We start from the raw sequence: 13,677 nt of genomic DNA, 5'->3' as shown, positions 1-13,677 counted from the left end.
CTACTCCGCTGCCTCGCCACGAATGATCGGGTTCGGCAGCAGCGAGCCCTGACGTGCTTCCGGGCTCGTCGGGCCGTCGAAGTCCATCTGGTCGATGCGCACGCTGCGACCCTCGATCTTCCTTGTCGAGGTCTCGATGTCGTCGAGGTCTTTCGCCGTCTGGCCGATATGTGCCTTGAGCTTGCCGGTGCGCTCGGCGAGGCGGCGGACGTCTTCTAGGAGGAGGCCGACCTCCTTCTGGATCAGGTGCGCCTTCTCTCGCATGGCGGCATCGCGCATCAGGCTCTGCACCACCTGGATCGCCAGCATCAGCAGGGACGGCGAGACGATCAGGACGCGGGCCTTGTGGGCGCGGTGGATGATATCCTCGAACCGCTCGTGAAGCTCGGCATAGAGAGCTTCAGACGGCACGAAGAGGAGAGCAACCTCCTGCGTTTCCATCGGGATCAGATATTTCCGCACGTCCTGGACGTGGGTGATCATGTCCTGTCGCAGACGCGTAGCGGCCCGTTGTTCCGCCTCCGGACTGTCGGCGCGGCGAAGCTCCTCGAACGCCTCCAGCGGGAATTTCGCGTCGACGACGAGAGGCATCGCGTCGCCGGGCAGATGGATGACGCAGTCGGGACGAACGCGGGTCGAGAGCGTGTGCTGGAATGAATAGCCGGAGGATGGGAGCGCATCCTTCACGATCGCTTCCATCTGGCCTTGACCGAAAGCGCCACGCGCCGGCTTGTTGGCGAGGATGGCTTTCAGGCCGGTGACCTGCTCGGACAGCGAACCGATGTTCTGCTGGGCGGCGTCAATGACGGCGAGGCGGGCTTCGAGTGCCTTCAACTGCTCGTTGGTCGCGGCGGCGCCGGTCGTCAGGTTCTCGCCGACCCGCTGACTGACGGCGTCGAGCCGTTCGGAGACGGCCTTTGCGAGTTCGGACTGCTTGCTGGACAGGACTTCACCGACGCCTTGAAGCCGGCCGAAGACTTCCATCTGGGCGCGCATCAGCGCGTTGACCTGCTCCTCGGTGCGCTGGTGGCGTTCGAACTGTGCCTGCGCTTCGAGGCTTCTCTCGCGATTCTGCCGGGCCATCGACACCAGCAGGCCAGCCAGCAGCGCGACGAGCAGGGCGAAGCCGGCAAGCGCCAGCATGCCGACCGTCACCGGAAACTGGCCGATCTCGAAGAGAACATTGTCCATTGCCTCTGAATATCTCGATTCGGTGGCCGTGAACAGAATGCGAACGCGTTGACGCGCGGGACGTGCCAGACTATCTCGCGACAATCATGACAATCCGCCCCATCCACGTCATTCCCGACAACGTGCTCCGTCAGAAGACGGAACCGGTCACGGTCTTCGATGCCGAGCTGCAGACGCTGATCGATGACATGTTCGAGACGATGTATGCCGCGCCCGGCATCGGCCTCGCCGCGCCGCAGATCGGCGTGCTTAAGCGGCTCGCGGTGGTCGATGTTTCATCGCGCGACGACGAACAGGAACCGCTCGTCCTGATCAATCCCGAGATCGTCTGGGAATCGGAGGACATCTCGGTCTACGAGGAAGGCTGCCTGTCGATCCCCGAATATTACGAGGAGGTCGAACGGCCGGCCGAGGTGCGCGTGCACTATCTCGATCGCGAGGGCAAGGAGCAGGAGATCAAGGCGGACGGCGTGCTCGCCACCTGCATCCAGCACGAGATGGACCATCTCGATGGAATCCTGTTCATCGACCACATCTCGAAGCTGAAGCGAGAGATGGTCTGGAAGAAGTTCCAGAAGACGGCCAAGCGCGACGGCGGTCCGCAGCCTTATCTGCCGAAACCGAAGCTCAAGGGCGAGAAACGGGACGCGGGCGCCGAATTGTGACGCTCCGCCTCGTCTTCATGGGGACGCCCGATTTCGCGGTGCCAACACTTGCCGCGATCCGCGAGGCGGGCCATGACGTCGTCGCAGTCTATACTCGGGCGCCGAAGCCGGCAGGTCGCGGAATGGCCGAGCGCCGAACGCCCGTGCATACGGCAGCTGATCTTTTCGGAATTCCGGTCTTCACACCGCCCAGCCTGAGGTCCGACGAGGCCGCCGCGGCCTTTCGCGCCCATCGCGCCCATGCCGCCGTCGTGGTGGCGTATGGTTTGCTTCTGCCGAAAAGCGTTCTGGACGCCCCGGCGGACGGCTGCTTCAATCTGCATGCGTCGCTCCTGCCGCGCTGGCGGGGGGCGGCTCCGATCAACCGGGCGATTATGGCCGGCGATGCGGAGACGGGGTGCGCGATCATGCGGATGGACGAGGGCCTCGATACCGGTCCCGTCGTTCGAGAGGAGAGGATGGCGATCGGCGAGAACGAGACCGCGGGCGAACTGCACGACCGGCTGGCACGCAGCGGCGCGCGGCTGATGGCCGAGGTCATGAACGATCTTGATCGCGGTCCGCTCACGGCCGTTCCGCAACCCACCGAAGGCGTGACCTACGCCCAGAAGCTGACCAATGCCGAGACGCGGATCGATTGGGCCCGGCCGTCGAAAGAGGTGCACGACCATATTCGCGGCCTGTCACCGTTTCCGGGGGGGTGGTGCGAGGTCGATCTCGGCAAGGGGCCGGAACGGCTGCGCGTGCTCCGCAGCGAAAGTCGCGACGGTAGGGGCACCCCCGGGTCGCTGCTCGATGCTTCCGGGGCGATTGCATGCGCGGAAGGCGCGGTCCGGCTCGTCACGGTCCAGCGCGCCGGCAAGGGGCCGATGCCGTTCGCCGATTTCGCGCGGGGTGCGCGGCTCGAGGCGGGAGCGCTCTTCTCATGAGCAGTCGCTTTTACATCCGGCTCGAGAGCAAGCACGACATCCCGGTGATCCGAAAGATCCATCAGTCGGTGTTTCCGACCTGGTCGGAGGCGGAACTCGTCGACTATCTGCAGAGCGAGGGCGACGGCGTGCTGTCGCTCGTCGCCCGTCGCGGCGGCGCGTTGGCCGGCCACATCCTGTTTTCGCGCCTGACAGCCGTCGAGAGCATGGGCCTCAAAGCGGTCGCGCTCGGGCCACTGGCCGTGCTCGAATCCTATCAGGGGAAGGGCGTCGGGACCGCTCTGGTGAGCGAGGGGATCAAGATCCTCCACGGCCAGGGCGTGGACGTCATCTTTGTCCTGGGCGATCCGGCCTTCTACGGCAGGTTCGGTTTCACCGCCGAACAGGCCAGGAATTTCGAGACGCCCTATGACGGCCCGAACCAGCAGGCGCTTGCGCTGACCGAGCGTGGCCGCTACGCCCACGGCCTGATCCGCTACGCACCGGCATTCGCCGACCTTCCCAATGCCCCGCTACAAACTGACGATTGAGTACGACGGCACGCCGTTCTGCGGCTGGCAGAGGCAGGATAACGGCCAGTCGGTGCAGGGCACGCTCGAAGCCGCGGTGCTCGCGTTCTGCGGCGACGAGGTTACCGTCGGCGGAGCGGGGCGTACCGATTCCGGCGTCCATGCGCGCGGGCAGGTGGCGCATGTCGATCTCTCGAAGGACTGGCCGGAAGACACGGTGCGCGACGCGATCAACGCGCATGCGCGGCCATGGCCCGTCGCGGTGCTGTCGGCCGAGCGCGTGGCGGACGATTTCGACGCCCGTTTCTCGGCCACCAGGCGCTATTACGAATACCGGCTGATTGACCGCCGTCCGCCACTGACGCTCGAAGCGGATCGTGCCTGGCAGGTGCCGCGACCACTCGATCACGACGCGATGCACGCCGCGGCGCAGGTTCTGGTCGGCAGGCACGATTTCACGACCTTCCGCGCGGCCGAATGCCAGGCGAAAAGCGCGGTGAAGACGCTCGACCGGATCGAGATCGAGCGCGAGGGCCACGCGGTCGTGCTGCGCGTATCGGCGCGCTCGTTCCTGCATCATCAGGTGAGATCGATCACCGGTTCGCTCAAGCTTGTCGGCGAGGAGCGATGGATGGCCGACGATCTCAAAGCGGCGCTCGAAGCCCGTGACCGCTCCCGTTGCGGGGCGCTTGCACCGTCCTGCGGCCTGTATCTGATGCGGGTCGATTACGAGGCGAAATAGCGCGCGAGGATCTGTTCGTAGACCCTCGTCACGGCGTCCAGTTCCGCGACCGACACGCGCTCGTCGACCTGATGCATGGTCGCGTTCGTCATGCCGACTTCGACCACGGGGCAGTAGTCCTTGATGAAGCGGGCGTCCGACGTCCCGCCGCCCGTCGCGAGACGGGGCCGACGGCCGGTTTCGGCTTCGACTGAATCCGCGATGATCTGGATGAAGTCGCCGGGCTCGGTGATGAAGCTCGACGCTGCCCGCGTGGCGAACGACAACTCGTAGCGCGTCGGACCGGCGGCCTGCTTCACGCGTTCGCTCAGCAGCGTCTTCAGGGTGTCCAGGGTATAGGTGTCGTTGAAGCGGACGTTGAAGGAAATCGTGGCCTTGGCCGGGATGACGTTCGGGGTTGGATTGCCGACATCGACGCTGGTCAACTCAAGGTTCGAGCGCTCGAAATGAGCGGTGCCATCGTCCAGGGGGGCGAGCAAGGTGTCGAGGATCGGCAGCATCCGGCGGATCGGATTGTCCGCCTTGTGCGGGTACGCCACGTGGCCCTGCTTGCCATGGACGACCAAAGTGCCGGACTGCGAACCGCGCCGGCCGATCTTCACCTCGTCCCCGAGTTCCGACCTTGAACTCGGCTCGCCGAGCACGCAATGGTCGAAGCGCTCCTGCCGTTCGGCGGCCCATTCGAGCAGCTTCACCATGCCGTTGATCGCCGGCCCTTCCTCGTCGCCGGTGATCAGGAAGGCGATCGAGCCGTTTTCCAGACCATGCTTCTCGATGTGGCGGAGCGCGGCCACCGTCATCGCGGCGACCCCGCCCTTCATGTCGACGGCGCCGCGCCCATAGAGGACGCCGTCGCGGACTTCTCCCGAGAAGGCCCCGGCCGTCCAACTGGCCTCGTCGCCAGGTGGGACGACGTCTGTGTGGCCGGCGAAGACGAAGATCGGAGCCCCGGTTCCGATGCGCGCATAAAGATTGCGGATGTCGGGCGTGTCCGGCGCAGAGAAGACCGGCAGATGGACGTCGAAGCCGGCGTCGCGCAGGACGTCGCTGAGGACGTCGAGCGCGCCGTTGTCATCGGGAGTGACGCTGCGGCAGCGGATCAGCGCCTGGGTCAGTTCGACAGTTGTAATGGTCACGCGGTTGCCGTGGTCTGGGATGCGAGGGGATCGGGGCTATGGATCGCCCAGCCAAGCCAGAACCGGGCGCGATTGATGCGCCCGGTGAAGGATGTCAGCAGCAGAACCCAGCTCATGGGAATCCCCGGCGTTTCAGCGGACTTAGAACGCGTCGCGGCGAAGCGCCAGAGGATTGTTGTTGGTCAGGAGGCCTCGCGGCGCCGCGGACGGGCAGGCTCGTCGAGGAATTTGTCGAGGCCCGTGCGTGGTCCGCTGGCTGGCTGGTTCGGTTGCCAGACATCGTTCGGACGGGCGAAATGGGACTCGTGGTGCTCCGGCTTCTCCTGGACCGGGACAGGTGCATTCGGATCCGTGCCAAACCGGTTGCGTCCGGGCGTGCCTTCGAGACAGCCGAGATCGAGCAGCGCACAGAACGCGACCGCGATGCCGATTGCGATGAAGACGGGCGCGGCGCTGTCCGGCAGGGCCAAAGCGGCGCTGGCGATAGCCTGCGGCACGAAGAAATAGGGAAGAATCCACCAGCCGCTCTTGTCGCGGTCCTGCAGTCGTTTCGATCCCAGAGCCAGGCAGAGAACGGAAATCGAGATCGCGAAGGCGATTTCGAGCGCGATAATGGGCGGAGATGCCGCCATCGACCCGACGATCCAGATGAACAGGGCCCCGAAGAGGGCGAGCCCGAATGGTGCTGCGAGACCGATCCAGAACGGCTTGCGGGCCAGCCGGCCTTGGAAGCTGAAGAAAACCCAGGTCCAGTTCATCGCGACCACGGAGATAGAGAAGCTTCTGGCGTCTCTCTATTCCGCGATGCCTGTGCGAAGCTTACCTCTCACGCGGTCACGGGGACGGGTTCATGACCGAACCGGTTCGGACCGTCGGTGCCGCGCAGGAAGCCGAGCTCGATCAGTGCCCAGATCGAGAAGAAGGTCGAGATGAGGTTTGCTTCCGCGGTTGCTCCGAGAATGATGTCGGAGAAAAGCGGCGGCACGTAAAACACGACGAGCCACCATGCGCTCTTGTTCCGGTCGTGCAGCCGTTTCGCGGACAGAGCGAGAGTCGAAACCACGCAGATCACGATGAACGGCACGCCAAGCGTGGCGATCTCCTCGTCGTCGAACTGCCATCCGAACCGGGGCGCCATTGCCACCAGGATGAGAAACACCACGAGGCAGGCGGCCAGCACGGCCAAAGTTCCGAACCAGTAGCGGGATCGGCTGACGCGGCCGCGAAACCGGAAGAAGAACTCGATCAGCCAGGTCATCTCGGCCGTGTCCCGTCGTCAGTCGCGCAGGAGGTCGTTGATCGAGGTCTTCGAACGGGTCTGTTCGTCGACGCGCTTCACGATGACGGCGCAATAGAGCGACGGGCCAGGCGTACCGTCGGGCAGCGGCTTGCCCGGCAGCGAACCGGGGACCACGACCGAATAGGGCGGCACTTCGCCAATGAAGATCTCGCCGGTTGAGCGGTCGACGATCTTGGTGGTCGAGCTGATGAACACGCCCATGGACAGGACCGAGCCCTTGCGGACGACGACGCCCTCGACGACCTCGGAGCGGGCGCCAACGAAGCAGTCGTCCTCGATGACCACGGGGCCGGCCTGCAGCGGCTCGAGCACGCCGCCGATGCCGACGCCGCCGGACAGATGCACCCGCGCGCCGATCTGGGCGCAGGAGCCAACGGTGGCCCAGGTATCGACCATCGTGCCTTCGCCGACATGGGCGCCGAGATTGACGAAGCTCGGCATCAGCACGACGTTCGGCGCGATATAGGCCGAGCGGCGGACGATCGAACCCGGTACGGCGCGGAAGCCCGCCTCGCGGAAGCGGTTCTCGCCCCAGCCGTCGAACTTCGACGGCACCTTGTCCCACCAGTTCGCGGCACCCGGGCCGCCCGGGATGACCGACATGTCGTTCAGCCGGAAGGACAGCAGCACGGCCTTCTTCAGCCATTGATGGACGGCCCAGCCGCCATCCTTAGGTTCGGCAACGCGGGCCTTGCCGGAATCCAGCAGATCGAGCGCGGCTTCGACCGCGTCGCGGTCGGCGCCCTTGGTCGAAGGGGTGAGTTCGGCGCGACGCTCCCAGGCAGCTTCAATGGCAGTTTCGAGCGCGGCGTCGGTCATAAAGAGTCCTCGATCCATCCAGGAGATTGATCGGGGTCTGTCGCCCGGGCGAGCCTGCCGTGTCAATGATCGGCTTGCCTATCCGAGGCGGCGCGCTAACCTTTGCGTCAGCGGTGATGCGAGAAGCGGTCGAGGAAGAGAGCGATGTCCAGCGATTTCGAAATCTCCATGCTGATCTCGGCTCTCGGCCTATGCCTTTGCTGTGCGTTCACATCCTTGCTTGTGGCGTTTATCTGACGGCCGGCATCGGCGGCCGCTCCTGGCACTCACGCCGGCTGGAAACAAAAAGGCCGCCCATCGGGCGGCCTTTTGTCATTCCTGCGTTCGCGGCTTTCGTCGGAACAGGCCCCTGATATTGTCCCAGAGTTCCACCTTCACGCCTTGGCGCTTCATGATCGCGGCCTGCTGCAGGATCGACAGCGTGTTGTTCCACGACCAGTAGATCACGAGGCCCGCGGGGAACGAGGCCAGGAGGAAGGTGAAGAACACCGGCATCCAGGTGAACAGCATGGCCTGGGTCGGGTCCGGCGGAAGCGGGTTGAGGCGCATCTGCAGGAACATCGTGACGCCCATGATGAGCGGCCAGACGCCGAGCATCAGGAAGGGGCCGATGACCGGCAACGAGGCCGGATCGTAGGGGATCAAGCCGAACAGGTTGAAGATCGTGGTCGGGTCCGGAGCGGAGAGGTCCCGGATCCAGCCGAAGAACGGCGCATGCCGCATCTCGATCGTGATGAATATGACCTTGTAGAGCGAGAAGAAGACCGGGATCTGGATCAGGATCGGCAGGCAGCCGGCCGCCGGATTGATCTTCTCTTTCTTGTAAAGATCCATCATCGCCTTCTGTTGGGCGACCTTGTCGTCCTTGAACCGATCACGCATGGCGGTCAGCTCGGGCTGGATCTTCTTCATCTTCGACATCGACTCGTAGCTCTTGTTCGCCAGCGGGAAGAAGACGAGCTTGACGAGCACGGTGACGATCAGGATCGCGACACCGAAATTCCCGACGAGGTGGAAGAAGAAGTCGATGAGCCAGAACATCGGCTTGGTCAGGAAGTAGAACCAACCCCAGTCGATCATCAACTCGAAACGCGGAATACCGAGATTATTCTGGTACTCGTTGATAACGCGGACTTCCTTGGCGCCGGCGAACAGTTCGCCCTTCACCTCGGTCGAACCGCCGGGCGCGACCTCGCGGGCGTTCAGCAGATAGTCCGTCTGGTAGATCGGAACCTGGTTGGTCACCGCCGAGAAGCGGCCGGTGAACTCCTCGCCGCGCGGCGGGACCAGCGCGGTCGCCCAGTATTTGTCGGTGATGCCGAGCCAGCCTTCCTTGGCGCGGTGCGAGATCGACTTCTCTTCCTCGATCGTCGAGTACTTGATCTCCTGCAGGCCGTCGTCTCCGAGCCAGCCGAGAAGACCCTCGTGGAGGATGTAGTAGCCGGAGACGTGCGGCCGGCCATGGCGCGAGACGAGCGCATAGGGATGCAGCGTCACCGCCGCGGAGCCGGCGTTCTCGACCCGGTCGGCGACGGTGAACATGTAGTTCACGTCGACGGAGATCGTCCGCTTGAAGGTCAGGCCCTGTCCATTGTTCCAGGAGAGCGTGATTGGCGTCGAGGCCGTCAGCGCGCCCGAGCCCTCCTGGGTCCAGACTGTATTGGCACCGGGCAGCGGCGCGGTCGTGCCGGCGGCGCCGACCCAGCCATATTCGGCATAGAACGGCTGCGGCCCGCCGGGCGGGGTCAGGAGGACGATGTTCGGGCTGTTGGGCTCGACCGTCTCGCGATAGTCCTTCAGCGCGATATCGTCGATGCGGCCGCCGGTCAGATCGATCGACCCTTTGAGGCGCGGCGTGTCGATCGGGATGCGCTTGGTCTCAGCGATCGCCTGCTCACGGGTGACGCCCGGATTGGCGACGACTGCCGGAGCGGTCGGTGCACCCGCAGGGTTCGACGGAACCTGTGCTCCCGGCGCGGCACCCTGAGCGGCGTTTTGATCGACGCCGCGCTCGATGCGCTGCTGTTCCGCGATCTGCTGCGCTTTCTCGCGCTGCGGGGCGCCGTAGAAATATTCCCACAGGCCGAGCACGCCGATAGACAGCAGGATCGCCAGGAACAGATTGCGGTTTTCCATCATTGGGGTCGGCCTATTCAATCCGTTCTTTTGGTTTTCGGATTGCCGGGTTTTGCCGTGTGCACGCGTCGGAACGCGGCCTCCAGATCGGCGATGAGATGATCGAACGCCGCGTCCAGTACACCGGATCGCGCCACGATCACATAGTCATGTCCGGTATGTGCGGCGGAAGAGGCGACGTGCCGCACGGCCTGCCTCAGGCGGCGGCGCATGCGGTTGCGCTCGACGGCGCCGCCGCATTTCTTGGTGACGGTCAGCCCGATGCGCGGTTTTGCGTCCGGGCGGTCCGCGTCTTTCCTGGCTTGCAGGGTGAGCAGGGACGTGTGTGCCCGCTGGCCGCTCGCGACCGCAAGGAACTCCGCCCTGCGTCTCAGACGCTCGGGTGCGACGTCATGCGGGCGCTCGAGCGCCACAAGGGTCAGGCCGAGAGGCGCTTGCGGCCGTGCTTGCGGCGAGCCGCGAGAACCTTGCGGCCACCGGCCGTTTCCATGCGGGCGCGGAAGCCGTGGCGGCGCTTGCGCACCAGCTTGCTCGGCTGATAGGTCCGTTTCACGGGTCATCCTCCGTCGCGGCCAAGCCGCGAATTCGGTTCTGGCCAAAGGCCATATATGAGCGAAAAAGGCCGCTCGCACGGTGGCGGCAGCCGGTTCGGGGCGCTTATAGGGACAGTCCGGACCCGAAGTCAACGCGATTGACCCCATAAAGCCGCTGTCATGTTACCATCTTTCGTGCGCAATCGTCCCGTAATGGGGAACCACAAGGACGGTTCATGACGGATTCGGACCAAAGCCAAAGCGAAGTTCGCCGCGGTCTCTCGGCCAAACTCCTGACGTTGACCAGCATGTTCGTGATGCTGGCGGTCGTCCTGGTCTATGTACCGTCGGTCGCGACCTTCTACGAGCGCTGGCTTGCCGACCGCATCGGGCGAGCCCATTCGATCGCCCTCGTGCTCGACGCGGCACCCTCCGGAATGGTGCCGGAAACGCTGGCGCGCCAGCTTCTCGACAGTATCGGCGCCCGGCTGATCGTGCTGCAGACCGGCGACAGCCGTCGTCTCCTCGCTTCGTCGGATTCGCCACCCGCCGTGTCGCGCGAGGTCGATCTGCGCACGCCGCAGGGCGTGGGTTCTGTGCGCGACGCCTTCTCGATCCTCCTGCACGGCGACGGCATCATCCGGGCGATCGGCGATGCGCCGGCGGAGGGGCAGTTCATCGAGGTTCTGCTCGACGAGGCGCCGCTGAAAGAGGCGATGCTCTCGTTCTCGCGCAACATCCTCCTCGTCACCCTCATCGTCTCCGGCATCACCGGCTGGCTCGTCTATCTGTCGCTCGACCGCATCATCGTCCGTCCGGTGCGAAGGCTTGCCGAGCGCATGGCGGCATTCGGCGAAAACCCGAACCGCATCGATGCCGAAGGTGAAACCGGCCGGACCGACGAGATCGGCCTCGCGGAACGGCAGCTCGCTCTGATGCAGGGCCAATTGCGCGGGCATCTGCAGAACCGTGCGCGCCTTGCTTCGCTCGGTCTCGCGGTCTCGAAGATCGGCCACGACCTTCGGAATCTGCTAACGGCAGCCCAACTTGCCTCCGAGCGCCTGGCGATGTCCGACGACCCGGCCGTGAAACGCCTATCCGGCAAGCTCGTCTCCACCCTCGAACGGGCGATCGCCTATTGCCAGTCGACGCTGGCTTACGGCTCGGCGCAGGAGCCGACGCCCGAGCGGCGGCCGGTCGACGTCCAGGGGCTGATCTCTGACCTCCGCGAGGCGATAGGCATCGAGGACGATGCGAATATCGGCTGGGTCGAAAGCATCGAGAAGGATCTGACGGTCGATGCCGACCCCGACCAGCTGTTCCGGGTTCTGCTCAATCTTGGTCGCAATGCCAGGCAGGCGCTGGAATCGAAGGGCAGGACCGATCCCAGCCGCGACCAGATCCGCATCGTCGGCCGCCGCGAGGGTGCGACCGTCGTCATCGAGATGTCCGACACCGGGCCCGGCGTTCCGGAGCATGCGAAGGAGACGTTGTTCGATCCCTTCCAGGGGTCGACCAAATCCGGCGGAACGGGCCTCGGCCTCGCGATCGCGGCCGAACTCGTTCGTGTTCATGGCGGCGATATCCGTCTGATCGACGGGACGATCGGCGCCACCTTCCGCATCACCATTCCCGACCGCGCGATCGATCTGCGCGAACGTGCGGCGGCGCGCGCCCGCGCCTAAAAAATGCGTCGATCGCGCTTGCAATCCCGAGCCCGTTTATTTAATCAACCCGCTCGCCCGGACGGCATCGCCTCCGGTGCATGCGCGCCCGTAGCTCAGCTGGATAGAGCATCAGACTACGAATCTGAGGGTCAGAGGTTCGAATCCTTTCGGGCGCGCCATTTTCTTCTTTAAACCATCGATTTAACCAGGCGTGCGTCTCGGGCGACGCGTTCCTAGGCGTGTCCGGCGCCCGCAGGGAATCCGAGCGCCAGCTTCTTGAAGCTCTCCGGCTCGAACCCGATCTCGTTTTGGTCCAGCGAAACGAGGAGCGCGGCCGCGGCGGCGGCTTCGAGCACCGCTTCGCGCGCCAGAACCTGGTGTTTTCCATCCAGCTCGATGGTCCAGCTGTCCGGGCGTTCGCCTCGAATGAGGCGCGCCAGGGCTTCCATGCGGAACATGATGGCCGAGATGTGCTCCGGTTCGAGTTCGTCGATGAACTCCGCAATGATCAGAAGATGTGTTTCCGTCTGATCCTTGGCCTGCCGGGCAGCGCTGCAGACGTCCACGGCGCGCCGTAGTTCGCTGGCGGAAACGGGCTCGGTGACGATGTCCGTGATCAGATCCATTGTCTCTCAGTTCTCCCGGGGAACCGCTTTTGAACCTGGAGCTCCGCGAGTTCCTTATCGATCGGGGAGCTATAAATCCGCCGGGTCCGCTGCAACAGGTCGACAGTGGCCTTTGAGCAAGTTCGGCGAGTGAATCGAACGGTCCAACCTATCTCCATGTATGATTCCGGTGATCGCGCGGTGGATGCACATTGCCGGCGATGATAGACCAGACCGTACATCTAATCCGCCAGGGTTCTCACTGGTTGATGAGGATTGAGGGCAAGGCCACCCGACATTTCGCCACTCGGGATGCCGCCTTGCGGGCTGCCGTGATGCTGGCGGATCAAGGTCAGTCGATCGAGGTGAGGGTGCAGTCTCCCGATGGCGGGCCGCTCCTTACATTTCGCGCCGTTCCGACTTTCACGAGCGGCGGGTCGATCCATTGACCGCCTGGGCCAGCAGCTTGCGATCGCTTGCGGGCGGGGGCGGGACATCGCCCGTAGTCAACGCCTCGTTAGGATTAATCACCGGTTAACACTCGATCGCCATCGTTTGAATTGGGGTAGCCGTTGATGGAATTACAATGTCGATACCGAACGAGGAATATTGCCCGATCCCACTCGAACAACTCGGAAGTTTACTGAGGGGACGGGAAGAGGGGATCGGAAGTATCTCCAAACTGCCGATGATGCAGCGCGTCGAGATCGCGCTCTTCTGTTATCGGCGGGCGCATCTTCGGAACCTGGCCATCCGGATCGCCCAGACTTGTGATCAAGCAACGTTGCGACGGGTTGGCGGGGCGCCTGGCGAGGCGTTGCTCCGCGCCGGTGCCTACGCCGCGGGGCCGATTGTAACGACGAAGGTAACTCTTGCCGGCCCGCCACGGGCGGTGTCGGATGCTCCGGCAGCCTGAGCGAAAATCGTCGATGGCTTGGCCCGCCTAGTCGCTTGATGCGTGGCCGCCACGCAGCCCAGGAGAAAGCGTGACGGCCAGTGGGGGTTAGTTGAGGGTGCAGGCAACTCCCCTACGCCCGGTAGCCTCTCAGGCCCATCAGTTAAGCCAAAGCCTCATTTTTGATCGCGCGTTTAACTGACGTGGGAGTGGCGGCACCGGCGCCAGCCGACGGAGGCATCTGCAGCTCCGGTCGAATAGAGCGGAGCGCGCGTTAGGCTTAAATCTTTAGGTAAATTCGAGCATTAGGTAACGGCCGCAATTTTTGCGTGTCAAACTTCGGGTGACAATCATTCGGGGTCCCCATGCTTGAGCTCGAAAACTCGCCCGCCGAGATGATCAAACTCCTCGAAGAGGAAGCCTCGCGGTTGGTTGCCTTGGCCGAAACAGCCGATACTTACAATGAATGCATACGCCTTCGTGATGAAGCGCGAGAGTGCCGCGAACAAGCGGCCCGCCTTCGCGAAGCCCTGGCTTGAGGGTCGGCGCC

General features: G+C 64.2%; 16 protein-coding genes and 1 tRNA gene. 8 read left to right on the top strand and 9 right to left on the bottom strand.

Annotated elements, in window-relative coordinates:
* A complete protein-coding gene (locus ACFPFW_RS05630) occupies positions 1–1,191 on the bottom strand; it encodes a DNA recombination protein RmuC (protein WP_114956985.1) in 1,191 nt (396 codons plus the stop codon).
* An 86-nt stretch (positions 1,192–1,277) separates the two neighbouring features.
* Here ACFPFW_RS05630 and def point away from each other — a divergent pair, with 86 nt between their 5' ends.
* From def to truA, 4 genes are read left to right on the top strand one after another with little or no spacing between them, the layout of a single operon-like run.
* Positions 1,278–1,856, top strand: a complete 579-nt coding sequence (def, locus tag ACFPFW_RS05625; protein WP_114957077.1) for a peptide deformylase — start codon at positions 1,278–1,280, stop codon at positions 1,854–1,856.
* Complete coding sequence (fmt, locus tag ACFPFW_RS05620; RefSeq protein ID WP_114956984.1) at positions 1,853–2,785, top strand: methionyl-tRNA formyltransferase; 933 nt, start codon at positions 1,853–1,855, stop codon at positions 2,783–2,785. The genes def and fmt overlap by 4 nt, the downstream gene beginning before the upstream one ends.
* On the top strand, positions 2,782–3,315 hold the full coding sequence (locus ACFPFW_RS05615; protein ID WP_162799666.1) for a GNAT family N-acetyltransferase: 534 nt from the start codon (positions 2,782–2,784) through the stop codon (positions 3,313–3,315). The genes fmt and ACFPFW_RS05615 overlap by 4 nt, the downstream gene beginning before the upstream one ends.
* Positions 3,290–4,036, top strand: coding sequence for a tRNA pseudouridine(38-40) synthase TruA (gene truA, locus ACFPFW_RS05610; RefSeq protein WP_114956982.1), 747 nt, complete (start codon positions 3,290–3,292; stop codon positions 4,034–4,036). Before ACFPFW_RS05615 ends, truA begins: the two co-directional genes overlap by 26 nt.
* Here the strand turns inward: truA and dapE are convergent.
* From dapE to rpmH, 7 genes are all read right to left on the bottom strand, one after another.
* The gene (gene dapE, locus ACFPFW_RS05605; RefSeq protein ID WP_114956981.1) at positions 4,021–5,172 is read right to left on the bottom strand and encodes a succinyl-diaminopimelate desuccinylase; all 1,152 of its coding nucleotides are present in this window, start codon (positions 5,170–5,172) and stop codon (positions 4,021–4,023) included. The two genes, truA and dapE, sit on opposite strands and share 16 nt — an antisense overlap.
* A gap of 182 nt (positions 5,173–5,354) precedes the next feature.
* The gene (locus tag ACFPFW_RS05600; protein WP_162799665.1) at positions 5,355–5,930 is read right to left on the bottom strand and encodes a DUF805 domain-containing protein; all 576 of its coding nucleotides are present in this window, start codon (positions 5,928–5,930) and stop codon (positions 5,355–5,357) included.
* Between the two features lie 68 nt (positions 5,931–5,998).
* The gene (locus ACFPFW_RS05595; RefSeq protein WP_114956979.1) at positions 5,999–6,430 is read right to left on the bottom strand and encodes a DUF805 domain-containing protein; all 432 of its coding nucleotides are present in this window, start codon (positions 6,428–6,430) and stop codon (positions 5,999–6,001) included.
* 18 nt (positions 6,431–6,448) lie between these two features.
* Positions 6,449–7,291: a 2,3,4,5-tetrahydropyridine-2,6-dicarboxylate N-succinyltransferase gene (gene dapD / locus ACFPFW_RS05590; protein ID WP_114956978.1), complete on the bottom strand. Its 843-nt coding sequence runs from the start codon at positions 7,289–7,291 to the stop codon at positions 6,449–6,451.
* Between the two features lie 312 nt (positions 7,292–7,603).
* Positions 7,604–9,430 (bottom strand): membrane protein insertase YidC, encoded by a 1,827-nt coding sequence (gene yidC, locus ACFPFW_RS05585; protein ID WP_114956977.1) that lies wholly within the window; start codon positions 9,428–9,430, stop codon positions 7,604–7,606.
* Positions 9,431–9,444: 14 nt separating this feature from the next.
* Positions 9,445–9,849, bottom strand: coding sequence for a ribonuclease P protein component (gene rnpA / locus ACFPFW_RS05580; protein WP_114957076.1), 405 nt, complete (start codon positions 9,847–9,849; stop codon positions 9,445–9,447).
* The gene (rpmH, locus tag ACFPFW_RS05575) at positions 9,846–9,980 is read right to left on the bottom strand and encodes a 50S ribosomal protein L34 (protein ID WP_114957075.1); all 135 of its coding nucleotides are present in this window, start codon (positions 9,978–9,980) and stop codon (positions 9,846–9,848) included. The genes rnpA and rpmH overlap by 4 nt, the downstream gene beginning before the upstream one ends.
* Positions 9,981–10,196: 216 nt before the next feature.
* Between rpmH and ACFPFW_RS05570 the strand changes: the two genes are divergently transcribed.
* Both ACFPFW_RS05570 and ACFPFW_RS05565 read left to right on the top strand, forming a co-directional pair.
* Positions 10,197–11,645 carry an ATP-binding protein gene (locus ACFPFW_RS05570; RefSeq protein ID WP_114956976.1) on the top strand — a complete coding sequence of 483 codons (1,449 nt, stop codon included), beginning with the start codon at positions 10,197–10,199 and terminating at the stop codon, positions 11,643–11,645.
* A gap of 84 nt (positions 11,646–11,729) precedes the next feature.
* Positions 11,730–11,806: transfer RNA gene (locus ACFPFW_RS05565), tRNA-Arg, on the top strand.
* A gap of 54 nt (positions 11,807–11,860) precedes the next feature.
* Here the strand turns inward: ACFPFW_RS05565 and ACFPFW_RS05560 are convergent.
* Positions 11,861–12,253: a hypothetical protein gene (locus ACFPFW_RS05560; RefSeq protein ID WP_114956975.1), complete on the bottom strand. Its 393-nt coding sequence runs from the start codon at positions 12,251–12,253 to the stop codon at positions 11,861–11,863.
* A 200-nt stretch (positions 12,254–12,453) separates the two neighbouring features.
* Between ACFPFW_RS05560 and ACFPFW_RS05555 the strand changes: the two genes are divergently transcribed.
* Together ACFPFW_RS05555 and ACFPFW_RS05550 are read left to right on the top strand one after the other, a co-directional pair.
* On the top strand, positions 12,454–12,681 hold the full coding sequence (locus tag ACFPFW_RS05555) for a DUF2188 domain-containing protein (protein WP_114956974.1): 228 nt from the start codon (positions 12,454–12,456) through the stop codon (positions 12,679–12,681).
* Between the two features lie 811 nt (positions 12,682–13,492).
* Positions 13,493–13,666: a hypothetical protein gene (locus ACFPFW_RS05550; protein WP_162799663.1), complete on the top strand. Its 174-nt coding sequence runs from the start codon at positions 13,493–13,495 to the stop codon at positions 13,664–13,666.
* Positions 13,667–13,677: the final 11 nt, after the last annotated feature.

The organism is Flaviflagellibacter deserti, assembly GCF_042652085.1.
In the GTDB taxonomy this organism is placed as follows: domain Bacteria; phylum Pseudomonadota; class Alphaproteobacteria; order Rhizobiales; family Methylopilaceae; genus Flaviflagellibacter; species Flaviflagellibacter deserti.
The sequence above is the reverse complement of the archived record's forward strand: the minus strand, read 5'-3'. Positions and strand labels throughout refer to the sequence as shown.